A 24,264-nucleotide genomic window follows, 5' to 3' on the forward strand; every position below is an offset into this window, starting at 1 on the left:
CCCGCGGAGCGGGTACCACATCGCTGCGCGATGTGCAAGCGAACCACCGCGCTGCGCGCGGTGGTTACGCTCCCGCTCCGCGGGAGCGCTGGTGGGACGCTGCGCGTCCCACTCACCTCCGGCGCTGCGCACCAGAGGTGACGCCCTGTCCGCTGCGCTTCCAGAGCTATTGGCCTCACCTCGGTGTCCGGGTTTCCGCTTCGCTTCAACCCCGGGGCCGGCGGGTTCGCTGCGCTCCCCCGCCTCAACGGTCCTTCCGGCTGCGCCTCCAGTCCCTTTGGGCCCGCTGACGCGGGCCTGGCTGGCTATGGGGTGAGGGTGCTCGTTCGTGCGGGTTCCAGGATAGTGGGTGCCTTGACTTGATGCACCATGTAACATTGGCAGAATCTGAGGACACCCTCAACCTCAATGTGCCGACCTTGGAGACGCATGGGCGTGGATAGAGAAGAATCTGGTTCATCCTGTCACTCGGCGTGGGACGTGCTCATCTCGGCACGCGCCACCTATCTGGCATCTGTTTCCCCTCACTATGACGAGGTCTTCTGGGATGTTGCGCAGCGCGTCGAGCGTGCCGGCAGTCTCGGCAAGACAGACATCGCGGCCCTGGTCGTATGGAAACGGCTCTCCGCGCAGACGCGTTGGGTAACGGCTCTCATGTCTCTGCCCGACAGCCAGGTGCGGGCCGTCACCGAGCAGGCCGTCGCGTCGGTCCAGAACCTCAGCCTCTCTCGCGGTGAGGCGGCTCGGGCAGGGCGCGGTGCCATCTCGGAACTACCTGGGTTCGCCAAGGGTGACGCTCTCGCGTCCGCCATCCTGACCTCAGCAGCCCCCACCCGGATGGCCGTCTACGACCGGCATGTCCAGCGCGCCATCGACTCTCTCGGACTCACACTCACAGACCACTCGGGCCGCTACGGCCGCTATATGGACCTCCTCGACACCCTCCTCACGCAGAGGGGAGGGTGCGCAGACGGCTGGACCGCGCGCGATGTCGACACTGCCTTGTATTGGGCTGGAAAGAATCCCGCGTAAAAGATCAGAAAAGCAAGTCGGCTTTTTTGATAGCTAGAGGGAGGGTGGAGAAATTGCAGAGGATTGCTCTCAGAGAACATCAGATCGACCAGAAGTTGGCGTTTCGTAGGTGGGTGGGATTCCCTGCAAGGTCGTCTGTGCCACCGCAGGGTGCCCGGGGCACGATCGTGTCCGCGACCGGGTCGGGCAAGACGATCACGGCCGCCGCGTGTGCACTGGAATCGTTCGCGGGCGGCCGGATCCTCGTCACCGTGCCGACCCTAGACCTGCTCGTGCAGACCGCTCAGGCGTGGCGTGCGGTGGGGCACCGGGCCCCGATGGTCGCGGTGTGCTCGCTGGAGAACGACCAGGTGCTCAACTCGCTGGGGGTGCGCACCACCACCAACTCTATCCAGCTCGCTTTGTGGACCGGGTCCGGGCCGGTCGTCGTGTTCGCTACGTACGCCTCTCTCGTGGACCGCGAGGACGTCGACGCCCCCGAGGGCCAGCGGAAGGTTCGCGGGCCGCTGGAGGCCGCGCTCGCGGGCGGGGAGCGGCTCTACGGCCAGCGCATGGACGGCTTCGACCTCGCCATCGTGGACGAGGCCCACGGAACCGCCGGTGATCTCGGTCGGCCGTGGGCGGCGATCCACGACAACGTCCGGATCCCGGCCAACTTCCGCCTCTACCTGACCGCGACCCCGCGCATCCTCGCCGCCCCCCAGCCTCGGAAGGGCACCGGCGGCCAGGAGGTGGAGCTCGCGACTATGGCCGACGACCCGGACGGGACCTACGGCGCGTGGATCGCGGAGCTCGGGCTGTCGGAAGCGATCGAGCGGGAGATCCTCGCCGGGTTCGAGATCGACGTCCTGGAGATCCGCGACCCCTCCCCCGCCCTCGGGGAGTCCGAGGAGGCGCGACGGGGCCGGCGCCTGGCGTTGCTGCAGACCGCGCTCCTGGAGCACGCCGCCGCCTGGAACCTGCGCACGGTCATGACGTTCCACCAGAAGGTCGAGGAAGCCGCAGCGTTCGCGGAGAAGCTGCCCGAGACGGCCGCCGAGCTGTACGCGGGCGACGCCTCCGACGTCGACCTGGCGGCCGCGGAGAAGCTGCCCGCGTCATCGATCGACGCCGAGTTCTACGAGCTGGAAGCTGGCCGCCACGTCCCGCCAGACCGCGTGTGGTCGGCATGGCTGTGCGGCGACCACCTCGTCGCCGAGCGGCGCGAGGTGCTGCGCCAGTTCGCCAATGGCATCGATGCCGCCGGGCGGCGGGTCCACCGCGCCTTCCTCGCCAGCGTGCGCGTCCTCGGAGAGGGCGTCGACATCACCGGCGAGAGGGGAGTCGACTCGATCTGCTTCGCCGACACCCGCGGCTCACAGGTCGAGATCGTCCAGAACATCGGCCGGGCCCTGAGGCTCAACCGCGACGGCACCACCAAGGTCGCCAGGATCATCGTGCCGGTCTTCCTGGAGCCGAATGAGGACCCCGAGGACATGGTCGCCTCCGCCAGCTTCAAGCCGCTCGTCGCCGTGCTCCAGGGCCTGCGCTCGCATGATGAGCGACTGGTCGAGCAGCTCGCCTCCCGGGCGCTCACGAGCGGCAAGCGGAAGGTGGACCTGCGGCGCGACGAGGACGGACGGATCGTCGGGGCCGGCGGCGCAGACGGAGGCGAGGACCAGGAGGACGACGACACGCAGGCCGCCACGGAAGCGGCCCTGCTGCACTTCTCCAGCCCGAGGGATACCGCGACGATCGCTGCCTTCCTCCGTACGCGGGTGTACCGGCCGGAGTCGCTCGTGTGGCTGGAGGGCTACCAGGCCCTCGTCCGGTGGCGGAAGGAGAACGAGATCACCGGCCTCTACGCCGTCCCCTACGACGTCGAGGTCGAAGTGGGGGCGACGAAGGCGTTTCCGCTTGGCCGCTGGGTGCATCAACAGCGGAAGGCGCTACGGGCCGGGGAGCTGGAGGAACGGCGCAAGGTCCTGCTGGACGCCCCGGAGGCCGGGATGGTGTGGGAACCGGGCGAGGAAGCCTGGGAGAACAAACTCGCCACGCTCAGGTCCTACCGACGGGCCACCGGACACCTCGCACCCCGACAGGACGCCGTATGGGGCGAAGGCGAGGGAGACAGCGAGCAACTGGCTATCGGGCAGTTCCTCGCCAACCTCCGACGCAAGGGCGGGCTGGGCAAGGATCCGAAGCGGGCCGCGGAGCGCGCGGAGCAGCTGGCTGCGGTCGATGAGGACTGGAACTGCCCCTGGGCGCTGAACTGGCAACGCCACTACCGAGTCCTCGCCGACCTCGCCGCCGACGAGGCCGGCGGCGTCCTGCCGGCCATCGCACCCGGAGTGCTGTTCGAAGGCGACGACATCGGACGATGGCTACAGCGACAGAAGAAGCCAGGCACCTGGGCGCAGCTTCTCCCCGAGCAGCAGGAACGGCTGGCGAAGCTGGGCGTGCAGCCCGATCAGGCCCCGTCTCCCGCCCCAGCGGCCAGTCGCGGGGCGAAGGGGCCGAGCAAGGCCCAGGTGGCGTTCCAGCGAGGACTGACAGCCCTCGCGCAGTGGGTCGAGCGAGAAGGCGGAGGCCGGCCCATACCGCGCGCCCACGCTGAGGAGATCACCATTGAGGGCGAGACGGAGCCGGTGATCGTGAAGCTCGGCGTGTGGGTCTCGAACACCAAGGCGAGGCGGGACAAGCTCAACCAGGAGCAGCGTGACGCGCTACGGAAGCTGGGAGTCGAGTGGGTGTGAGCGGGCGGAAGGTGCCGGGCGTCAGGTTCGGTATCTTCGCGGTGCGCATCGTGCTTGACGCCGGGCTGGCAAACTCGCTCGTTTGTATCGTGCTGGGCCTTCTACGCTGCCTTCATGGATGAAGAGGAAGAACGCCATCTGCGTGCGCTTCTTGTGTTGTTGGAGCGAGTAAAAGCGCTTTCCGAGCTCACCACGGGCGAGAGAACGCCGGCTCCTTGGGAGGTTCAGCCCGGGAGTGAGCTGGCTGTCGACGACGCTCAGACCCATCCATATCGTGTGTCTCATGCCGCGTGGATTGCGGCGACTGTGGCTGTGGATCATTTGATGGCGCTACGGGCTTCGCTGGTGCGTGAAGAGGGTCCTGCCCATGCCTCTGCGGTCGTGCACACCCACGCCCAAGCGTCGCTCGTGCGCGGCGTGATCGAGAACGCTGCACGCGCCGTATGGCTGCTGGGGCCTGACGAGCGCCCGGCCCGTGTTCAGCGGCGCCTGGCTCTGCAGATCAAAGAGGTGAAGGACTCCACCAAGCTACACAGCCGGTTCAACGCCCAGCCGGCCCGCGATGAGGAGACCCGGCTGGCCGAGGTGCGCCGACTGGCACTCGCCGCAGGCGCGTCGGTCCACACACTGAAGACGTTCCTCGCCGCCCCGCAGTACACCAAGATCGTCGAGGAGGGCGGTGCGCACACCACGTTGGGCGGTGAGCTGATCCTGACTCTCTGGAGCGCGTGCAGCTCGCTTGCCCATGGCGACATCAACGGCACCTTCGGTCTGCTGCGGCACGAGATCGTCTCCCAGGACGACGACACCGCCTTGACCCGGGTCACCGGCAACTTCAGCATGCTGCGCTACACCACACAGGCCGGTGTCCACCTCATCGACCGGGCCCTGGCCCTGTATACCCAACGTGCCGTCGAGCCCTGAACAACCAGTTCACAACAACGTCCCACCGATCCCTCGAAGACACCACATCGGCGTTGTCAGGGCGGCGTCAAGACAACCGGCTACCAGGGAAATGACGCCCTCATGAGTGACCACCGCATCCCCCTTGGTCACGTCCGCTCCCCTCCCGGTGGCAGAGCTCGCGCACCTCGCGCGCCTGCCCGGTCGTCGGCTGACGGCGCGGTACGGCGGGCTTCTTCTTCAGGTGCTTGGCAGTCTTGGCGGCTGTGCGGGGGACCGGTCCTGGTGGTGCGCTTCTTCGCGACGGGCTTCTTCGCCGGGCGCCTGGTCGTCGCCGCGGCCCGGCGGACGGCCGGGCACCGGGCCGGGCGGTCGGGCACGCGCCCGGGGGGGCAGTCGCGGGCGCGGGGACGGCCCTCTCTGGAGCGGGGCCCGGCGGGATGGCGGGCGGGGGTCGGTCGCGTCGAGCGCCCCGCGGAGCGTGGCCGGAGTTAGGTCGGCCGGAGGCGGGAGTGGTAGCGGGACTGGCGGATGGTCAGTGGCGGGCGCGAGCGCGGCCAGCCGGGGCGGAGCTCCAGGAGCAGGGGCGTGGGAGACGGCCACGCACCCGCTGGCGGCGAGGAGCACGGCCAGGGCGGCGACCCGTAGATCGCGATCATCAGCGACCACGGTCGCTACCCCGGGGGGCGGTCGCTCTACCGGCCCGACGCGGAGGGCGTCTGGCGGTGGGAGCGGGACCTACGGCCCGAGGAACTGTGACCCGGCCTCCGCCCTCGGACGGGGGCCGGTCTGTGAAACCGCCCTACTGCTCCCCGAGCCTGACCTCGTAGGACTCCAATTCGGCGCCCTTGCCCAGGGCCTCTCGCTTGAGCTGCGTGCAGCGCTTAAGGGCCGATTCGCTGTACGAAACCGCCGACACCCCCGACTTGTCGCCCAGCCGCCAACGGATCTTGAAGCTCTTGCCCGCCTGCTTCGCCATGGCCTGTTTCCTCCTGCGTCCGGGTATTCGTCCAGCCTCGCATCCGGTACTGACAGTGCAGGTCAGGTACTGCGTAGGGTCGGGGTATGACCTTCCATGTGTTGCTCCAGTTCCAGCCGCCGGACGGGCCGGCCGTCACCGGCACGTGGGAGCGGGAGGAGACGGCGGACGGCACGTTCGAGGAGTGGGTATACACCCACTCCGCGCACCCCACCGCCCGCATCACCCTCGTCGAGGAGAGCGCCGGTGTCCGCCGCGTCCTCTCCGAGTGGACCCGGGACAGCGGCACCATCCGGCACACCGCCTGAGACTCGCCTGTCTCCTGCCTCAGGTCGATGGCTCCACAGAGGCGGGACGGGTCAGGTGCGTGCAGCAAACCCCGCCGACGGGGTGCCGCTTGGTGGGCGGTCCGGCAGCGCGCCGGATGGCGCGGTGGAGCAACGAGGAGCGGCATGGCGAACTTGAGGAGCGTCTGGGTGCAGGGCGCCGGAACCGGGAGCCCGCGGTCATATACAGCCCGTCGGCCGCCGAGCCCTACGAGGGCTTCAAGGAGGCCCAGGAGGGTGTGTCTGGCTTTGTTCGCGAGAACCGAGAAGTGAGAACACCCCTTGGTCGCTTCGTGCCACCTGGGTCTGGGCTACGCCGGTTCCAACAGGACCGCCGGCAGTGTGCCGCTCACGATCCGGTCCTTCGACAGAGAGAGCCCGAAGAACTTCTCGACGATACCCAGCGCGGTGCGGTGCACATCCCTATCGTGCCGCTCCGGGTCCGGGAGGCCGGCAGCGGTCAGCAGCTGCTGCAGGCGGGCGGCCGTCCCGGGTTCTCCGTCGACCCCCTGATAGCCCCAGGAGGCGTCCAGGTGCAGGTTGCAGGCGCTCAGCAGGCGACCGTCGTGGAAGTACTCGAACTGCGGCGGGACCGGCTTGCCGTTCCCCTCCTCGTACTCCAGGAGGCAAACGTGCGCACCGTCACGCGAGACCTGTGCCAGTGGACCGAACTCGCCCGGCCAGCCTCCGTACGCGACTGCGTACGTCCAGTCATCGGCACGTCCAAGACGCAGGCCGATGCCGTCGAAGGAGTCGCCGTAGGTGTCATCCATGAGCTCCAGAAGAGAGTCCCCGGTGTGCTCCCCCACCGCCACGACAACGTGATCGGCCTTGTACAGCAGGGTCGCCGCAAGGCGGTCGGCAAGCTCTTCCGACGACAGCCCGCGGGCGAGAACCACGTGGTAGCCGCCGAAGGCGATGGACTGTGGGGCAGCAAGCCAGGTTGTTCCCTCTGTCATGACCACCATCCTGACCGCTACCTCTGACAACGTACGGATGGGACGCCGCCCGCCCGGTCCGTGAGCATCTGGCCTCTTCCGCCGACGGTGACGTGGGAGCGGTGCTCTTACGTGTCCTGGCGGGTATTACTCCCGCGCCGCAGCGGTATCGGAGCGTCGAAGGTCCTGCACGGCCAGGACGGCACCCCGGCTGTCGGCCAGCATCGCCCAGAGGCTGAACGGGACCGCGAGCCACCGCCAGGGAGTGTCGAAGTGCGTGATCACGGCGATGACGAACACGAGCTGGGCCGTACAGAGCACGAGGTTGCCCAGCAGGCGCACCATCGGATGCGGTCTCCGGCGGAACAGCTTCTCGAACAGGGTCTTCTCCACTTTCCCCCCTCATGCGAACCGGGATCGCCCCGGCCGACAGGGAAACAGTAGCGGCGCACTCGAACAGACACTTACCTTGTCGTTTAGAGGTCATCTCATTTGGCTAGCCGGTAGGGTGCGGGCTCGTGGTGGGGATTGTTGAGCGGTTGGTGCCGGACGAGTTGTGGGAACTGTTCCAGCGAGTGGTGCCGGAGGCTCCGTCGCGCCCTCAGGGCGGCGGCCGGCGCCGGCATGGGGACCGGGAGGTGTTGGCCGCGATCGTCTTTGTGGCGACTTCGGGCTGCACGTGGCAGCAGTTGCCGTCCGCGTCGTTCGGGCCGTCGGGAGCGACAGCCCACCGACGCTTCTCTGAGTGGACGAAGGCCAGAGTGTGGGCCAAGTTCTACCGCCTGGTCCTCGACGATCTTGGCTCGCGAGGCGAGCTGGACTGGTCCCGCTGTGCGATCGACTCGGTGAACATGCGGGCCATGAAAAGGGGGACCTGACAGGTCCGAATCCTGTCGATCGGGGCAAGTACGGCTCGAAGATCCACCTGGTCACCGAGCGGACCGGTCTGCCCCTTTCTGTCGGAATCTCGGCAGCCAACCTGCACGACAGCCAGGCCCTGATCCCACTGGTCAAGGGCATACCGCCGATCCGCTCCCGCCGCGGGCCTCGACGGCGCAGGCCGGGCAAGCTTCACGCCGACAAGGGCTATGACTACTCTCACCTGCGGCGATGGTTACGCGGACGTGGTATCACCCACCGCATCGCCCGCAGGGGCGTCGAGTCCTCGCAGCGACTGGGCCGCCATCGCTGGACCATCGAACGCACCATGGCCTGGCTCGCCGGCTGCCGTCGGCTCCACCGGCGCTACGAACGCAAAGCCGACCACTTCCTTGCCTTCACCACCATCGCCTGCGTCCTCGTCTGCTACCGCCGGCTCGCTTGCTGATGTGGTCCCGCAGCAGCTGTATGGCCAGGTCATGATCGTAGGAAGTGGCCAGATCCAGGGGAGTGTGACCGTCCGGATCAGCGAGTTCAGGGTCCGCGCCGAACGCCAGCAGCACGGCCGTGGTGTGCACAGTCAACGGCTGGCCGCTCTGCAGGGCGCCATCCCCCTCGGTGTCGATCGCGTGCGTCAGCAGCGTCATGTTGCTGAAGACCTCATCAGGGTCGGCGCCACGGGCGAGCAGGCGGGCCAGGGTTTCCGCATCCTCGTGCTCGACCGCGAAGTGGGCTGGTGTCCAGTAGTCGCTCATCGGGGCATTCAACAGCGACCGCGATGCTCCCACCAGCAATATTCCCCACTGGAGGCAACCAAATGAGATGACCTCTTAACCAGTTCGGCGTGGCTTGGTGCCGACCTTGTGGTGGGTGGGTCGGCTGTATGCCTTGCCAGTGGCGAGGACTTTGCCCACATCGTGGCGGGCGGTGAGGCGGTGGTTCTTCGAGCCGGGCGACCTGCCTGGTCCGGGACGGGACGGTTTGGGTGCACCGGCTGGAGAACCTGTCTTCATACGCAGGTTTCTGAACCCTCTACGGACGCGGGCGGGTGACAGTTTGTTCGGCTTGGTCGGCTTCTCCCAGGGCCGTCGAAGATCGGTGGCCAGCGGGCGGGCGAGCCGGAGCTGGGCATAGGCGGCGATTACCAGCCAGGTCCACCGGTCCGCCGCTTCCGAGCTGCGAAGCCGGGGCTTGGTCCAGCCGAGTGTCTGCTTGAACAGGCGAAACGTGTGCTCGATGCCGGAGCGTCGCAGGAAGGACTGCCAGCAGCGGTCGACGTCCGCCGCGGTGGCGCCGGTGCCCGACCACCACAGCCATACCGGCTTGTTGACCCCGCCGCTGGGAAGCTTCTCCACGACCAGGCGGATGACGGTGCCCTCGATGAGGGGCAGCGGCCCGTTGTGGTCGAGCCAGGCGGCCCGGCGGGTCAGCCGCGGGTGCAGCCGGTCCCACGCCTGGGCTGTTGCCTTCCCGTAGAGGCGGGTGCCCGTGGTCGTCACGGCCTGCTCAGTACCCCAGGTTATGGGGTCGCCTAAGACGAACTCGCCACCGTGTTTGAGCGGCCGGTCGCCCTTGGGATTGGCCAGGCCGAACTCTGTACGAGAAGGTGCAGGACGCCGCATCACCCGATCTGAGCGGAGCCGGCCGAGGATCTCGACGGGCAGGCCGGCCAGCAGGTGGGCGATGCGCGGAGCATCGTATCCGGCGTCCAGGACGACCAGGACCTCCGGGTCACCCGGCTTGCAGTGGCCGGAGGTAACCAGCCGCTCGACGACCTCGCGGATCTGGGCTGTGGTCACCGCGACGACGTCGGCGCCGGGCTGAAGGCGGACTGCGTCCAGCACTGCCGTCCAAAACGTGCGGCCGGTTTCCAGCGCGGCCACCACCGAGTACGGCCAGCCTGGCACCATCTGATGCTTGCCCTCACCCCAGTCGAACATGTGGCAAAAGGCCCGGTCAGCACACGTGCTGGCGTCCGGCCGCAGCCACGGCGAGACATCCACTGCCAGCACGAGCCAGCCGTCCGCCGCTCTCGGCAGCGGCACTCCGGCCAGGGCCCGACGCAGCCGGGCGACGTCGATCCGGCCCTGATTGAGCCCGCCGTACAGAGCCCCGTGCCCACGGCGGTGCTCGGGCGCGAGCGCGAGATCAACCAGCGTCCAGACCGGCCCGTCCGTGCACAGCAGCGCGTCGCATAACTGGGACAACGCGTCGCCCCGCGCGGTCAGACACGCGTACAACTCCGACCGGAAGCGTGACACTTCCGCGAACGCTTCCCCCAGGACACTCTGATGCACCAGACTCACGACCACGGCCTTCGCGCTGATCCACTCTGTGACGGAGCACAGGATCAGACGAAGGCCGCCTGCATGTCCGCTGAACTGCGAAAACGCCGATCAAGTTCGAGGCAGTCGTTCGATGTCGCGGCGCGGTGTGCCGGCAGACGTCTGTCACTCGTCCGTAGGCTCCGCAGGAGTGTCGAGGTGCCTGTCGAGGAAGCCGTTGATGAACTCCACTCCGAAGGCGTGTGTGTCCGGCGAGACGTCCAAGGGCGACTCGCCGTACCACAGGACAGTCTCCGGGTTGCGTTTGGCCTCATCGAGCCACATGCGAAGCCTGCCCAGTCGCCCTCCGCTCAGCCGGACGACAGCCTGATGCACACGTTCACGCTCCGCCCCTGCATAGAGATCAAGGAGTGACAGGACGCTCGCAGCTTCGGCAGCCGAAAACGTGGCGTCGCAAAGCTGACGTGTTGCTGGTGACACAGCCATGCCCGTCATCCTGTCGACCGCTACCGCGATCGGCAACGGCCAAGATCGGGCGGAGGCCAAACGACAGGTACCTGTTTCTGAACCTCTGCGGCGAGATTCTGAGCGGGATGAACAGCCGCGCCCGTGACAGGCAGCCGCCCTCACGATGGGCGCCCGACGACAGCAGCTTGGTCACCTCATGACAGCCGTGATCACTATCACCGCATAGCATGAGCAGGCCTGGACCCGCTCGTTCTTGCTGACGCACATCCAGTGCCACTGCCGCACCCATTCACACGCACCTGGCAGTCCACGCCGGTCGCCGCAGGCGGCTGCACCCCCGCGGCCGCTACCAGTCCCGGTCGTTCAAGGAGGGCGGCCAGCACCGCTGACCGGAGCCGGCACCTGTACGGCTGAGGGTGTGGGTTTCGAACGCCAAGACCCGGCGGGAGAAGCTCGACCAGGAGCAGCGGGACGTGCTGCGGGAACTGGGAGTCGAGTGGGCGTGACGGGTGTAATCGGGCCGCGTACCTGCCCCAGCCGATGAACCCCTGGTGTCCGGCCAATCATGCGGCGAAACTGTCCCACGATCCGCGGCACGGCCTGGCGAGAAGCCTGTCGATACGTGATCGTGACTGCAACGCGATACGAACACGTATGTGACGACCTCTACGATCCTGTCATGATCATGTTGTCCATCGACCCCGACTCGCAGAGCTTCGCCGATGGCCAGGCAGTGGGGACGCTCCTTGTCCCGGCCGTAGCCATGGCCATCATCTGGTTCGCCACCAAAGCCTGGCGCCGCGGGCCGGTGCCGACCAGCGCGGTCTCCGCCGAGCAGGCCACGGCTCTTGCCATACGCCGCGAGAACATCGTCCGCGGTGTTCTGCTGGCTGTTGCGGCCGCGGGCCTGATACGGGCGTTCACCTACGAGGGAGAGCCGCCCGCTGCCGAGGCGGCCCCCGTCCTGCAGACGCCCGCAGTCCAGGCCCCCTCCGCCACAGCAGCGTCTCCAAAAGCCGAGCGCGTCATCGACGCCGCACCACGCGTCGGCGGATACCGGCTGCTGTCGGGCGCGGAAGGCGCCGAGTACGAGAAGCTGGCCGCTGCGCAGAAGCCCTCGGGCAGACGATGGTTCTACGACGGCCCCGGGCAGGGCCCAGTGGGCGCCGTGCTCCAGATCAATGCCGTCGAATGGGACGCAGGGCTGGCCGAGGCCAAGCGTTCGCACACGATGAGCCACGAGATGCGCAGCGTCTTCGCCGGGGCACGGGCGACGGAGGTCACCGCGTTCGAGGCGGGGCCCTGGGGCGGTCAGCTGAGCTGTGGCTTCGTGGCATCGGCCAACGGGCGCCCGATCCTGTGCGCATGGACCGACTCCGGCACATCCGCTCAGGTGCTGCTGGCGGACGAGGAGAACCTCTCCCAGGCCGCCGAGACCGCCTTGAGGTTCCGCAGCGGTTCGGAGAAGCGCGGCTGACAGATCCTACGGGCACTCGCACCGGGCGGGAGTCAGGCCCGCGTCCTCCTGGCTCGTACGCGGGGTTGCCCGTTTCTCGTACACCTAAAACCGACCCGCCACCTGCCTGGTCCGACATCCCCTGACAGCCGACAGCTGCCCCAGCACTTGAATACCGAAATTTCATGATCGTCCGGACAGCTCCCAGGGCCGCAGCGGACAACGTTTGCCCCTTCGCGGTGTTCGGCGCGCACTCTTGCCGCACCGAACGCCGCATCGCCCTCCCCACCGAATGCCTCTACTCCCTCAGGGAGCACAAGGAGCGGCAGGACAAGGAAGAGGAACAGGCCGGGTCAACCTTGAGCGGCAGCGGCCTCGTCTTTACCACGCCCACCGGACGGCCTCTCGACCCCGCCAACCTCACCCGCCGCTTCCGCAGCTTCCTCGACCGGGCCGGGCTCCGCCGCATCCGCTTCCACGACCTCCGCCACTCGACCGCCACCCTGCTCCTGGAACAGGATGTCGACCTCGTCGTCATCAAGGAGCTGTTGGGTCACGCCCACATCGGCGTCACAGCCGGCGTATACGCCCACGTCCGACTCCGCCTGCAACGCCAAGCCATCGACGCCTTGGGCAACGCCCTCGGCGCCCCGGACGGCGATCCCGACGACCCACCCGCCACAGCCGTCGTCCACTGACGTTGCCGTCAGCGTTGCCGTCAAACACCGCAGAAGCCCCGCCGGAACGAAATCCGGCGGGGCTTCTCACGAATCCGATTAGGGGTCGGACTCTGGCAATCCGAGCCCATCGCGATGGGCTCTCGCAAGGGCACCCTCTTCGATACCGATTTTCCCTTCATCGGCAACGCGAAGGAGAGCAACTCTCATGGATGCATAATTCGATCAGTGATCGCAACCCGCTGACGAATCGAGGTCAAGCTAAGGCCGACCTCTGTATGCCTCCCAGGCCATCCAATGCAGCAGCTGATCCCTAACCTTGGCCTTAGCCGCTGGAAGTGATTTAAGGTCCGCTTCCGACACGTCCAGCCTAGAGAAGCTGCATTGTGGCCTTACTCCATTCTCTAGATCCATAGAATGCGGGAATTCAACAACTAGGCACATCCAGCTAGCTTCAGGCGAAGACTCCGGAAGATACGGGATGACAATGAAGGTTTGTCCAGCCTCAAGATCCAATCCATCCCCTTTTCTACTGAACCCTCGCGCTCGAGCGATTTCTGTCAGCGCGGCCACCCTTTCGCGCGACGCGACCATGACCAGTCTGGGTACTGGCCAGCCCAGCCAGGACTGTACGCGACTCAAGCCACCCATCCAATTCTGCATGCTGCAAAACCTCGACTGATTGCGAATCATATGAAAATCATTCCGAATACCAGAAGCCGCTCAGTCATAGGAGCGGGCGACTTCTGGATTCTTTATGGCACGACCAAGATTTCCCTATCAGGCGTAAATAGCTTCGAGTTACCCATTCGCCGTAGGGCCTCAGCTATACGATGGTTACCCTGAATAACTTCTCCGTCGCCAAGGACGATGCTTCCTCCGAGCTCATCTGGATCATTGATCGAGTCCAACAGGCGCTGATCATCCATGCCACCCACAGATGCAAGCTTCTTGGGGTCTCCCAGGTCCGGCAACCCAATGCCCTCCAGGTTCCCCAGCCTCATGGGGACACGCTTGGCCCTCATCTCCTCGTCGGCCAGTTGTGCTTTGGACTTGAAGAGGTTGCTGAAGAAACCGCCGCCACCAGCGGGGCAGTTATGCACCAGCACCGGCGTAGCCCCCGCCATCACATAGTACGTGTGGATGTCAGCGACGGTAAGGTTGTGGACGATTGCCTGCTGGGTCCAACGCTGTACTTCGGTGATCTGAACATGTGTACCGGCGCTGGTGCGCAGCCACTGCCCTGGGCTCAGCTTGGTGGCATCGATCCATGCGTGAAGACTGGGCACCCAGAAGGGGTGGTTGTGCGTCGCAGTGATGGAGGCGGTGCCTTTTCCGGTTTTCCCGTCTACGTCTATGGAAATCTTGACGAGTTTCTTCTCGCCGACACCGATTATGGTGTCCGTTACTTCCTTCTCAACCGTCTCTCCACTCTCGGGATCAGTCGCTAGCACCTTATCGCCGACGGTAAGGTCTTGAATAGGTACGACCTTCCCGTTGGAAACCACTACGAGGGTCCCGGGAACAAAACTATTCGGGCACCTGGGTGCTATGGAGCGGGGGGCCACCTTCTTTGCGGCTACTGCAAGGAGTACATCGAAGGCGATCTTGGCCGTTCCTTGGGCGCTATTCCCGCTGGAGAAGTCATCGACATATTCTTTGCCTCGGGCGAGAATGCCTTCAGCCGCGCCGATGGCTATTACGGAGGGATTGACGCGGTTATTCAGGTCGCTCAGGGCTTCCTTGCAGGTCCCGTCCCAGGTGATGCAGTTTCCGATGTTGGAGAACTCGGTGCTGGTGGAGTTCCATATTCCGGTGCCGAACTTGATTCCTTCGTCCAGCAGGGACTTGCCGAAGTTGGAGAACCAGTTTCCAGAACTTCCCTTATTGTTTCCCCGACCTCCGCCTCCGCCTCCACTGCCTCCGTTGGTTCCGTTGTTTCCACTGTCCGTAGGGGTCGGAGTTTCGGGCTGGCCGCCGTCCGGCTTCAGGTTGCCGCTTGGAGTCCAGGCGGAATCGTCCTCGCAATGGCCGTTGCCGGCGTCGAGGCAGGTTCCGGTGGGGTCGGAGAAAGTTGTGGGGTTGTTGGCAGCGTAGGCGTATCCGTTGAGGGTCTGGGGCTTGCCGATTTCGAGGAGCGGGTCGGAGCTGATGAACTGGCCGAGGTTGGGGTCGTATTCGCGGGCGCCGATGTGGGTGAGGTTCGTGGTGGTGTCGATGTCACCGCCCACGAAACCCTTGTTGCCGGGCCAGAAGTAGGGGGCCGCCCCGCGCTGCCCGCCGTAGGGGAGGGCCTTGCGGCGGTTGACCGCCAGGCTGCTGGCGGAGATGGACAGAGTGTTGGTGTTGTGGTGGTCGGAGACCAGGATGCGGACGCTGTTGTCCCTGCTGGTGCGGATCACCGAGCCGCCGGGGACGCCGTAGTAGCGGGTGCCGTTGGCGAGAGCGGCGGGGGTGGTGCCGGCCTTGCGGGTGAGTTCGAGTTCCTGGCCGCCGGGCAGGTAGAGCGTGGTCCTGGTCGGCTCCCGCTTGATGATGCGGGTGCCTTCGGCGCCGTAGAGGAATGATGTGGTCTGCCCGGAGATGGACGAGGTTTTGAGCTTGCCCTCTTCGTTCCATGTCAGGTCCTGCACCGGGCCGACGGCAGGGGTCTTCTTGGTGAGGTTGCCGGTGTCGTCGTAGGTGTAGGTGTCGGTTCCGGTCGTGCCGCCGGTGGCGGTCACCGAGCGGACGGCGTGTGCCTGGGCGGCGCCCGGGGTGGTGGGGTAGGTGTAGGTGCGAGTGGTGTTCGCGGTGATCGAGCCCGCCTTGTACAGGGTCTCGGTCTTGCGCTGGCCGGTGTCGGTGAATGTCCAGGACGTCTGGTAGGGGTCGGTCGTGCCCAGGTTGGGGCTGCCCACTCCGTCGACGGACTTGGTGGCGCAGGCGTCTCCGGAGGACCAGGCGTCGGTGAGGCGTCGTGCCCAGTCGTAGGTGAAGCACTGGTCGTCGGTGACGGTGCCGTCGTTCTGCGCGTCCCGGATGGAGGTGATGTTGCCGGCCGGGTCGTAGCCGTAGGTGAGGTTGGACAGGGTGGCGGGGCCGGTCGCCGCGCGGTTGATCTGGTTCTTGACCAGGCGGCGGGTGGAGGTCTCGTAGGTGAGGGTCTGGGTCACCAGACTGCCGAGGTTGCCGAGCTGGGCCTGGGCCAGTTCACCGAAGGGGGTGTATCCGGCGCCGCGCAGGTAGGCGTGGTCGAGCGAGCTGTCGACGATGGCCAGTGTGTCGTTCGAGCCGTAGTGGTTGGTGACTGTCTCGCTGGGCAGCGCGGTGGTGGCGTTGGTGTTGGTGGTGCTGTAGACGGCCGTCTTGGAAAGACCGCTGACCGGCGTGGCCGTGGTGGCCACGGTGTAGGTGCCCGCGAGGAGTTCTTCGCCGGTGATGCTCGGGACTGTCACCTTGGTGCCGGTGGAGCGGCCGGTGGCGTCGTAGCCGGTGACCTCGGTGGTGTAGGCGGCGTTGGCGTTGGCCGTGTCGTACCGGGTGGATTTGTGGGGCAGGCCCTTGCCGCCGGTGGCGGTGTCGTAGGTCCACTCCGCCAGCTTCGTTCCTGTTGCCGACCCTGAGCGCAGGGTGGTCTTGCGCCCCAGCTCGTCATAGGTGGTCGCCAGAATGCCACGAGCGTCGGTGACGGTGTCTACACGTCCGTCAGCGTCGTAGTGGGTGACGGTCTGCCCCTTGTCGGGGTCGATTGTGCCGACCTGCCGTCCGCGCAGGTCGTAGGTGTAGCGCCAGGTGTTGCGGCCGGAGGAGTCGGTGAGCGACGCGAGTAGGCCGGCGGTGTTGTAGGTGCGAGTGGTCTTCTCGTACTGAGTGGGGGCTGCGTCCGGGACGGGATTGCGGTCCTTGTACTGGCGCTCCTCGATGGTGCGCCCGCGGACGTCGGTGAGGGTGAGGGTGGCGGTGCCGCCGTCGGGCGGCACCGTGGCGGTCCAGTAGTCGCCGTAGGTGTGGGTGGTCTTCCACTGTGGCACGTTCAGGGAGAGCTGGATGCTCTCGGTGACGCGGCCGCGGCCGTCGTAGGTGCTCTGGAACGCTTGCGGCACCTGGTTCGGGGTGACGACGAACATGGTGGTCGTCGACAGGGCGCTGCTGTTGTAGTAGGGCGCGTTGGTGAGGTAGGGGCGGCCGTGTGTGTCGTAGAAGGTGTCGGTGACGACGCGGCCGGTCACTCCGATGGAGTCGGCCTGGGTCTGGCGCTCACGCAGGAATGAGTCGTAGAAGGACACGCTGGTGCCCCACAGACCGTCTTCGTGGAGCTTTTTGGCGATGACGGTGGAGGGGACGGTGGTCGAGAGGTTGTAGGTGAAGGTGGCGTTGGGCTGGAGTGTCTTTGCCCGGCCGGTGCTCCAGGCCTTGGTGACACGACCCAGGGCGTCGTATTCGCTCGCGGTGGTACGGCCGTTTGTGTCGGTGGTGGTCAGGGCGAGGCCGCGCATGCCGTCGAATGTGGTGGAGCCGTTGTGGCCCTTGGCGTTGGTGGTGCTCACCGTGGTGGGCTGGGCGCCGGAAGCGGGGGTGTAGGCGGTGGTGGTGGGCTGGCCGTCCTGCCCCTTGGCGACCAGAACGCGTCCGTACTGGTCGTAGGTGGTCTCGGAGGTGGTTTCCCATACAGGGGTGCTGCCACTCGTGTGGCGTGTGAGCTGTTCGGCCTTGGTGACGTTGGCCTTGCCCGGTTTCGGGGCGGTGCCGAGGGTTTGTCCGTCGTAGTAGGTGCGGGCGTGGCTGGTGATTTCGCCGGGTGTGGTGAGGCAGGCGGCGGTGTCGGTGGTGGTGGTGATTTCGCTGGGATAGGAGATCAGCCAGTTGGTGGTGTCGGGAGTGGTGTAGGTGGTGAGGGTGCAGCGTGCTTCGACGGTGCCGGCGCCGTCGTCGGTCTCCTTGGTGAGGAGGCCGTAGGTGGTGTCGTAGGTGCGGGTGGTGGTCAGGGGGTGCCAGGTGCTGCCGTTGTCGAGGAGAGTGCTGCTCTTCTCGGCTGTGGTGCCGGAGAGCTGGGCAGTCTTCGCGGGGAGGGTGGGAGCGGGTGTGCCGGGCAGGTCGGGGTCGGTGATGCCCTTGACGGCCTGGGTGGCTGTGGTGCCGGATTGCCAGGGGATGTAGGTGGTTTTGGCGACGGCTTTGCCGCCGGTGCCGGCCTTGTCGTAGGTGGTGCTGGAGGCAAGACGGCCTGCGAAGTCCTCGCGGTCGGTGATGCCGTTGATGGCGGCGACTTGGCGGGTGCTGCCGTCTGCGAGGGTGTCGCCGGCCATGCCCAGGTAGTAGGTGTTGGTGGTCCTGCGGCGGTTGCTGTCTCCGCCGTTGTAGGTGTGGACGGTGGCGTAGCCGCGGAAGACGTTCCAGGTGCGGTGCTTGTCGAGGGTGAACTCGCCGGTGTCACGGCGCCAGTGCGGGCCGCCGGAGTAGGTGTAGGAGGTGACCTTGCTCTGGGAGCCGCTGCCGCCTGTGGTGTCGTTCTCGTCGATGCGGCTGATGAGGTACTTGTGGAACCAGTCCTTGACCGGCTCGATGGCACCGTCCGGAGTCCACCAGGCCGGATAGCACCGCTTGTTGTTCTTGTCCGCTGCGGGAAGGGTGGTCGGAGTGCATTCCTTGGCGGTGTAGGTGACGAGGGTCTGCCCGCCGGTCTCGTTGGTGATCTTCGTGATGCGCTTGCGGTTGAGCGCGGGCCGGCCTTCGATGGCGTCGACCCGGTTGGGCATGAGTTCGCCCTCGAAGAAGACCTTGTCCAGCTTGATATCGGCGGCTGATCCTGCCTTGGCAGTGCGCTGGACGGAGTCGAGCCACATCGCGGGCGTTGAGATGTCACCGGTCGCGGGGAAGGACTGGCTGAGGGACCAGGTGTCGACGGCGGCCATGCTGGTGCCGACCAGGGAGAAGGTGTTGATGCTGGTCAGGCGCTGCTTGGACCAGAACGACGGTGAGCCTTGGAGGCATTTGCTGCCGGAGGTGCAGTTCAGGTCGACGGGGGTGTCGGGCCAGTTGGTGGCGTTGGTCTCGGTGAAGGCACAGTCGGTCGCGGTGCACCGGTTGCCGGTGGTGAAGGTGACGCGGCCGGCGGGGTTGGCGGTGGCGTAGACGGTGTCTGCGCGCAGGCCGTAGTCGATGCGGTTGAGGTAGCCGCCCCGGGTGTAGGGCTTGGGGGTGTCGGTCTTGTTGTTCTGCGCGTAGTAGCCCTCTTCCTTGGTGTAGTAGAGGGCCATGGCGTTGCCGTGGGGGTCGACGACGTAGTCGAGGTTCCAGCGCCAGCCCTGCTTCTCGGTGGAGGAGGCGAAGTCGGTGGCGTTTCCGGGTTCTCCGGTGTGGTTTCCGTAGACTGGGGCGGAGAAGACAGAGTTTGTCTCCTCCTTGCCCGCGGTCCAGCCGGGCAGATGGTTTTTGCCGAACCAGTACTGGGTGCCGTCGAGAGAGGTGACCCTCCAGTACTCGAAGTCCTCGTCGCCCGAGTCGTTCGGTTCGGTGTCGTAGATCCGCTCGACGCGGGAGCCGTCGTCGTTCGCCAGCTTCCATGTCTTCTTCGCGGAGTCCCAGACGAGCTCGCTGGAGGAGCCGTTCAGGGAGAGTGTGGCGTTCTCCGACTTCCAGCACAGGTCACCGGTCTTGACGGTGTTGTTGCCTCCCTGTTTGTCGTTCTCGCAGGAGGCGTAGCGGCGCTCGATGAAGCCGGGTGAGTACTCCCAGCCTTCACCGATCCAGGAGGACTGGTTGTTCGTCGAGGCGGTACGGCCGTCGACCGAGGAGGAGTTGTAGGACAGGGCGACCTTCGGCGCGAGTCCGCCGGGTGCGGCTGGTACGTCGATGGGCATGTTCCAGCCGAAGCCGCCGGAGTTTCCGCCCGCAGACCATGATCCGGACGAGGAGAGTGAAGTCGCCTTGAACGAGCCGTCGCTGCCGCCGGCGCCGGCGGTGGCTGCCAGCACGGTCATTCCGGCCGGGGCCACAGCGGAAGCGGAGGGGGCTGAGGCGCCCGCCTTCGGCAAGCCGTTGGCAGTCTTCATTGATGTGGCCGGTGCGGGGACAGTGAGGTCGGCGGCCAGGGTGTGGGAGGACGTGTTGTTCTCGGTGGCCAGCGGAGTCTGCTGACGGCACTCGGCCTTCTCGGGCGTCGTCAGAGCGCAGGCGGGGAGTGTCACCAGGCGTAGGCGTGAGGACCAGCCGGCCGCGTAGGCGCCGCGAATGGAGCTGTAGTCGATTTCCACCTTGACCGGGCCACCGGAGGGTGCCGTGGCGGTGGGGCGCAGGGTCATCAAAAGGCCTTCGACGCCGGCGGTGTGGGCGGCGGCGCGGCCCTTCAGGGCGACCTCTATGCGGGCAGGCGCGTCGCTGGCCTTCTGTCCGGTGTGAAGGGAAGACGGCGTGAGGCGGACCGGCAGCCCGCCCACCGTGACAGCCTTCCTCGCTGCGGCTCGGAGTGGGAGTTCCTCGGTCGCGGGAGTGGGCCAGGTGGCGGACGGAGCCTTCCACGGGGGGGATGGCTGTGGTCTTCGCTTCAGACCCTTGGGTATGAAGTCGGTGCCTGCGGCGGACTTGGCCTGAGGTACGGCTGGGGGGCCAGGCGTCTGGGCGGTCGCGGTCCATGTGGGCGCGGTGAGCAAAGAGATGCTCAATGCTGCTGAAAGCGCGCCGGCGATTCCTGTCCGCGCGGACTTCGTCAGTTTATTTTTCCTGCGCCTATAAAAGGGCATGGCGAAGCCATTGCGAAACAACATTGAGATCCCCACCCCGGTCGTACGTGAAAAATCTATGATCAAGCGGATCCAACACCACTGAGGGGTGGGCGGCAAGCATGAACAGAAGGAGAGCGATCGAGTCTGTCAGGTCCGGGAACTTCCTCCTGCGTGTAGCCTCCATCAAGCTGACTCAACCGCCTGACCAGCGCTTTTATGGGTCATGAGCACATAAAAGCCACATCTTCACGACTGTCTACATCCGGATTCTCAGCTTCCGCTTAGCTTTTCGATGGAATCTTCCGCAGATTGTCGGCACCGGATTGAGGCCTGGCGCACAGGCACCTCTGCTCCTCGGGTTAGAGTCCCCGCCGGAGAGGAGCAGAGAACGTTTCCCGACCGCCGCAGAAAGCCATGCAGCCCGGAAAGGCACCCATACATGCGTACTACCAGATTCAAACGCGGCAGCAGAGCGATAGCTCTGGCGATAGCCGCGAGTATGACCCTGCCGGTCTCTGCGGCAGTTGCCCTGCCAGACCTGCCCGTAGTCCCGTCCTCCGTCCCGGCCGCCGCGTTGACACAGACGGATGTACCGCAGACACCGTCCGCGATGTTCGAAGAGGCCGCGTTCAGCGAGGCTGCCAGGACGGGCAGGCAGATCGAGATCCTCGACCGCAGACAGGAGAGCACCGAGTTCTTCGCCAACCCCGACGGCTCAACCACCCGCCGCTCCTACGGCGTGCCGAAGTGGACGCGGTTCGACGGCATGTGGCGCCGGACCGATCCCTCCCTCGTGCGGCAGCCGGACGGCTCGGTCGGACCGACGGCGTCCGTCTTCCCGATCGCGTTCTCCGGTGGTGGTGACCAGGCATTGGCCACGATGGTCAAGCAGGGCAAGAAACTCGCTCTGACCTGGCCCTTCGTACTTCCCCTGCCAGTGCTGGACGGCGAGACCGCCACGTATCCGTCAGTCCTACCAGGGGTCGACCTCGAACTCACTGCCGAGGTCGACGGCTTTGCCCAGCACCTGGTCATCCACACACCCGAAGCAGCGGCCAATCCCGCCCTGCAGAGCATCGAGCTCGGCTTCGAAACCGAGGGCGTCACCCTGACCAAGACCTCCGACAACCAGTTGCTGGCCAAGGACGAGAACGGCGAGACGGTCTTCAGCGCCCCCAGCCCGAAGATGTGGGAGCAGCCGGCCGTTCCGGTCGACGGACAGCAGGGGAACGCCGCCTCGAAGACGGCCGCCCGTTCCACTGCGGCGAAGACCGCGCAACCCGACAGCGCGCCTGTGGCCGTGGACATCAACGGTGACACACTCAGCCTCCTGCCGGACGCGGGCCTTCTGTCCGTAGCCGACCAGTTCCCGCTGGTCATCGACCCGGTCTTCAGTGGCGGTTACCGCGAGAAGTGGGCGGTGGTCTACTCGGACACTCCTTACGCCGCCTACTCCAACGGCTCGGGCTGGAACTCCTCCAACCCCGCGGACGAGCCGCGGGTCGGGTACAACGGGACCGGTGACACCGCTTCGTTCTTCGCGATGAACACCAATGGTCTCGAGAACGCGACCATCACCGGAGCTTCGTTCGCCGTCATGCAGACGCACTCCTACGTCTGCGACTCATCCGTCGGACCGACCGAGCTGTGGTCGGCTGGCAGCATCGCCACCACGCCCACCTGGAACACCCAGCCCTGGGGAAGCAAGCTCGCCTACGGCTCGTTCTTCGGCGGAAACGACCAGTACTGCCCCGGTGACAAGAGCCACGAATTCACCAGCCCGGCGCTGGAGGCCTACGTTCAGAAGGCCGCCGACAACAAGTGGGGCACCCTCGTCTTCGGGATGAAGGCCCCGGACAGCTACGCGGGCAACACCAAGGCCTACAAGCGCTTCCGCAACAATCCCGTCCTCCAGGTCGACTACAACTACAAGCCCGTCGTCACCAGCAAGTCCGCCTACGAGGGCTACTACGTCGAGTCCGGCGACGGCAACGTCCCGGTCGCCTGCGGCGGGCGCATCGGCAACAGCGGCATCACGCTGAACGCGAAGATCAAGGACCAGGACAGCGGCAACGTCACCGCCTACTTCTCGGTCAAGAACTCCAGCGGCGCCGCCGTCCTCCTCTCGCCCAACTACGACACCGTGAGCGGCTCCGGCGAGGCCAGTGTGCTGGTTCCGGCCACGAAGCTGGGCAACGGCACCTACACCTGGAGCGTCTACGCCAAAGACAACGAGAACACCACCAGCGCGCCCACCGCAGCCTGCTCCTTCAGCGTCGACCTGATCGGCCCCAACAAACCCGTCACCGTCCTCGACGCCGACGGCACGAAGGCCGGCGAGGCCACCGACAGCTATACCGCCCGGGCGCCTCGTCAATTCAAGTTCACCAACCCTGTCAGCGACATCGACGGCTACTGCTGGGCCATGGACCAGCCCCTGTCCTCCGCGACGACCCCGCGCTGCCCCAACGGCACCTGGGTCGAAGCCGGCACGGACGCCAACCACACCGCGACCGTCACCATCACGCCGTTCGCACACCCGGTCAGCAAGCTGAACGTCGTCGCCTACGACACGTCCGGCAACCGTTCCGTACTCGCCGGCGGCGACGACCAGATCTCCCTCACCACGGAGGAACCGGCTTTCATATACGAGAAGGAGAACTCCGACCCCAGCATCGAGAGCACCAAGCGTGACCGGCCCGGCGACCTCAACGGTGACGGTTTCGCCGACTTCGTCGCCACCGGCCCCGACGGTCAGCTGTGGCTCTACCCCGGCAACGGCGACCTCGGCCCCATGGGAGCCCGCCAGAACGCCGGTCTCGGCGGCTGGAGCGGAGCGCTCATCGCCCACCGCGGCGATTTGAAGGGCATGTCTTTCCGGGACTCGGATCCCGATGGTTACGAGGATTTCGTCGTCCGCCTGTCCAACAACAAGCTCTATGTCTACCCCGGCAACGGAGCGGGCTCCCCCTGGTACTACACCCGCAAGGAACTGATCCACCCCTCCCAAGGGGCGGACTGGAGCGGGCTGCGCCAGGTGCTCCTCCCCGGCAACATCGACGGCAAGGCCGGCAACGATCTCATCACCGTCGAATGCGTCTCCGACGCGAAAAGTGACTGCGGCAACGCCCGGCTCATCCTCTACAGCGGTCTCGCCGTCGGCGGCGGCGGCCAGAACCAGGCGCAGCCCTTCGACTGGGGCAGTCCGGTCATCCTGGGCACCGGCGGCTGGCGTGACCTCACCAACCTCGCCGCCGACGACGTCAACGGTGACTCCCACGCCGATCTCATCGCCCGAGACCCCGCGGACGGCAAGCTCTACCTCTACCCCGGCTGCCGCAACGACACGGTCAAATGCCCGGGCAGTGAATACAAGCTCCTCCAGCGCAGCGTGTACGGCACCGGAGGCTGGACCCAGCGGCCCTTCCTGACCTCCCCCGGCAACACCCAGGGCACCCTGCAGGACGCCACGGTCACCACGGAGCCCTCGCCCGACCTCCCGCCCGGCCCCGGCAACGAAGCCAAGACCTACAACTTCAAGCGATTCATACCGACCCCCGGTCAGGAATCCGGAGACTTCTGGGCCACCACCCCCGCCGACCCGAACACCCCTGTCCAGTACATGGATTCGGCAGGGAACTGGACGAGTAAGCTCTGCCCCACAGGATGCCTCCTCACCTATCCCGGCACACCCGCCGGCCATGGGGCGCCCCGCCTCGCGGGCACCGCCGGATGGGCCACCGCGATCACCGGCATCTTCTAGTCCGATCTGCTCCATCCACCGACCAGCCGGCTTGCCGTACCCCTCGGAAGGTACGGCAAGCCGGCCGTCTTCCGGCCGTCGTCGCCCGGCCGTCTGGAACGGCCCGGCGCGCCGGCAGCA

General features: G+C 66.3%; 15 protein-coding genes and 1 pseudogene. 9 read left to right on the forward strand and 7 right to left on the reverse strand.

What is annotated here, in order from left to right:
- The first annotated feature begins 480 nt into the window (after positions 1 to 480).
- The 3 genes from ACIQKA_RS33785 (at position 481) to ACIQKA_RS33795 (ending at position 4,691) form a co-directional block, all read left to right on the forward strand.
- A complete protein-coding gene (locus ACIQKA_RS33785) occupies positions 481 to 1,032 on the forward strand; it encodes a hypothetical protein (protein ID WP_402543258.1) in 552 nt (183 codons plus the stop codon).
- Positions 1,033 to 1,085: 53 nt separating this feature from the next.
- On the forward strand, positions 1,086 to 3,767 hold the full coding sequence (locus ACIQKA_RS33790) for a Helicase associated domain protein (protein ID WP_402543281.1): 2,682 nt from the start codon (positions 1,086 to 1,088) through the stop codon (positions 3,765 to 3,767).
- Positions 3,768 to 3,881: 114 nt separating this feature from the next.
- Complete coding sequence (locus ACIQKA_RS33795) at positions 3,882 to 4,691, forward strand: hypothetical protein (protein ID WP_402543259.1); 810 nt, start codon at positions 3,882 to 3,884, stop codon at positions 4,689 to 4,691.
- A 781-nt stretch (positions 4,692 to 5,472) separates the two neighbouring features.
- Here ACIQKA_RS33795 and ACIQKA_RS33800 read toward each other — a convergent pair.
- Positions 5,473 to 5,649, reverse strand: coding sequence for a hypothetical protein (locus ACIQKA_RS33800; RefSeq protein ID WP_402543260.1), 177 nt, complete (start codon positions 5,647 to 5,649; stop codon positions 5,473 to 5,475).
- Positions 5,650 to 5,735: 86 nt separating this feature from the next.
- Here ACIQKA_RS33800 and ACIQKA_RS33805 point away from each other — a divergent pair, with 86 nt between their 5' ends.
- Positions 5,736 to 5,957, forward strand: coding sequence for a hypothetical protein (locus tag ACIQKA_RS33805; RefSeq protein ID WP_402543261.1), 222 nt, complete (start codon positions 5,736 to 5,738; stop codon positions 5,955 to 5,957).
- A gap of 329 nt (positions 5,958 to 6,286) precedes the next feature.
- Here the strand turns inward: ACIQKA_RS33805 and ACIQKA_RS33810 are convergent, their stop codons facing one another.
- Complete coding sequence (locus ACIQKA_RS33810; protein WP_402543262.1) at positions 6,287 to 6,934, reverse strand: DUF6461 domain-containing protein; 648 nt, start codon at positions 6,932 to 6,934, stop codon at positions 6,287 to 6,289.
- A gap of 126 nt (positions 6,935 to 7,060) precedes the next feature.
- Positions 7,061 to 7,306: a hypothetical protein gene (locus ACIQKA_RS33815; protein ID WP_402543263.1), complete on the reverse strand. Its 246-nt coding sequence runs from the start codon at positions 7,304 to 7,306 to the stop codon at positions 7,061 to 7,063.
- 134 nt (positions 7,307 to 7,440) lie between these two features.
- On the opposite strand from ACIQKA_RS33815, the gene ACIQKA_RS33820 reads away from it, so the two are divergent.
- Positions 7,441 to 8,240 (forward strand): IS5 family transposase gene (locus ACIQKA_RS33820; RefSeq protein ID WP_402543282.1). Its coding sequence is split into 2 segments (ribosomal slippage): positions 7,441 to 7,780 and positions 7,780 to 8,240, totalling 801 coding nucleotides; the frame shifts between segments, so codons are not numbered across the junction.
- On the opposite strand, the gene ACIQKA_RS33825 is transcribed toward ACIQKA_RS33820, so the two are convergent.
- The 3 genes from ACIQKA_RS33825 to ACIQKA_RS33835 form a co-directional block, all read right to left on the reverse strand.
- On the reverse strand, positions 8,191 to 8,547 hold the full coding sequence (locus ACIQKA_RS33825) for an ankyrin repeat domain-containing protein (protein WP_402543264.1): 357 nt from the start codon (positions 8,545 to 8,547) through the stop codon (positions 8,191 to 8,193). The genes ACIQKA_RS33820 and ACIQKA_RS33825 overlap by 50 nt on opposite strands.
- 75 nt (positions 8,548 to 8,622) lie before the next feature.
- On the reverse strand, positions 8,623 to 10,098 hold the full coding sequence (locus ACIQKA_RS33830; protein WP_402543265.1) for an NF041680 family putative transposase: 1,476 nt from the start codon (positions 10,096 to 10,098) through the stop codon (positions 8,623 to 8,625).
- 144 nt (positions 10,099 to 10,242) lie between these two features.
- On the reverse strand, positions 10,243 to 10,563 hold the full coding sequence (locus ACIQKA_RS33835; RefSeq protein WP_402543266.1) for a hypothetical protein: 321 nt from the start codon (positions 10,561 to 10,563) through the stop codon (positions 10,243 to 10,245).
- A 398-nt stretch (positions 10,564 to 10,961) separates the two neighbouring features.
- Here ACIQKA_RS33835 and ACIQKA_RS33840 point away from each other — a divergent pair, with 398 nt between their 5' ends.
- The 3 genes and pseudogenes from ACIQKA_RS33840 to ACIQKA_RS33850 form a co-directional block, all read left to right on the forward strand.
- Positions 10,962 to 11,051 carry a helicase gene (locus tag ACIQKA_RS33840; protein ID WP_383448902.1) on the forward strand — a complete coding sequence of 30 codons (90 nt, stop codon included), beginning with the start codon at positions 10,962 to 10,964 and terminating at the stop codon, positions 11,049 to 11,051.
- 173 nt (positions 11,052 to 11,224) lie between these two features.
- Positions 11,225 to 12,022 (forward strand): hypothetical protein, encoded by a 798-nt coding sequence (locus ACIQKA_RS33845; RefSeq protein WP_402543267.1) that lies wholly within the window; start codon positions 11,225 to 11,227, stop codon positions 12,020 to 12,022.
- A gap of 242 nt (positions 12,023 to 12,264) precedes the next feature.
- A pseudogene (locus ACIQKA_RS33850) lies at positions 12,265 to 12,699 on the forward strand (tyrosine-type recombinase/integrase); the annotation flags it as partial.
- A gap of 734 nt (positions 12,700 to 13,433) precedes the next feature.
- Here ACIQKA_RS33850 and ACIQKA_RS33855 read toward each other — a convergent pair.
- On the reverse strand, positions 13,434 to 20,096 hold the full coding sequence (locus ACIQKA_RS33855) for a polymorphic toxin-type HINT domain-containing protein (RefSeq protein WP_402543268.1): 6,663 nt from the start codon (positions 20,094 to 20,096) through the stop codon (positions 13,434 to 13,436).
- Positions 20,097 to 20,991: 895 nt separating this feature from the next.
- Here ACIQKA_RS33855 and ACIQKA_RS33860 point away from each other — a divergent pair.
- A complete protein-coding gene (locus ACIQKA_RS33860) occupies positions 20,992 to 24,144 on the forward strand; it encodes a hypothetical protein (protein ID WP_402543269.1) in 3,153 nt (1,050 codons plus the stop codon).
- Positions 24,145 to 24,264: the final 120 nt, after the last annotated feature.

The organism is Streptomyces sp. NPDC092045 (assembly GCF_044756005.1).
Lineage (GTDB): Bacteria > Actinomycetota > Actinomycetes > Streptomycetales > Streptomycetaceae > Streptomyces.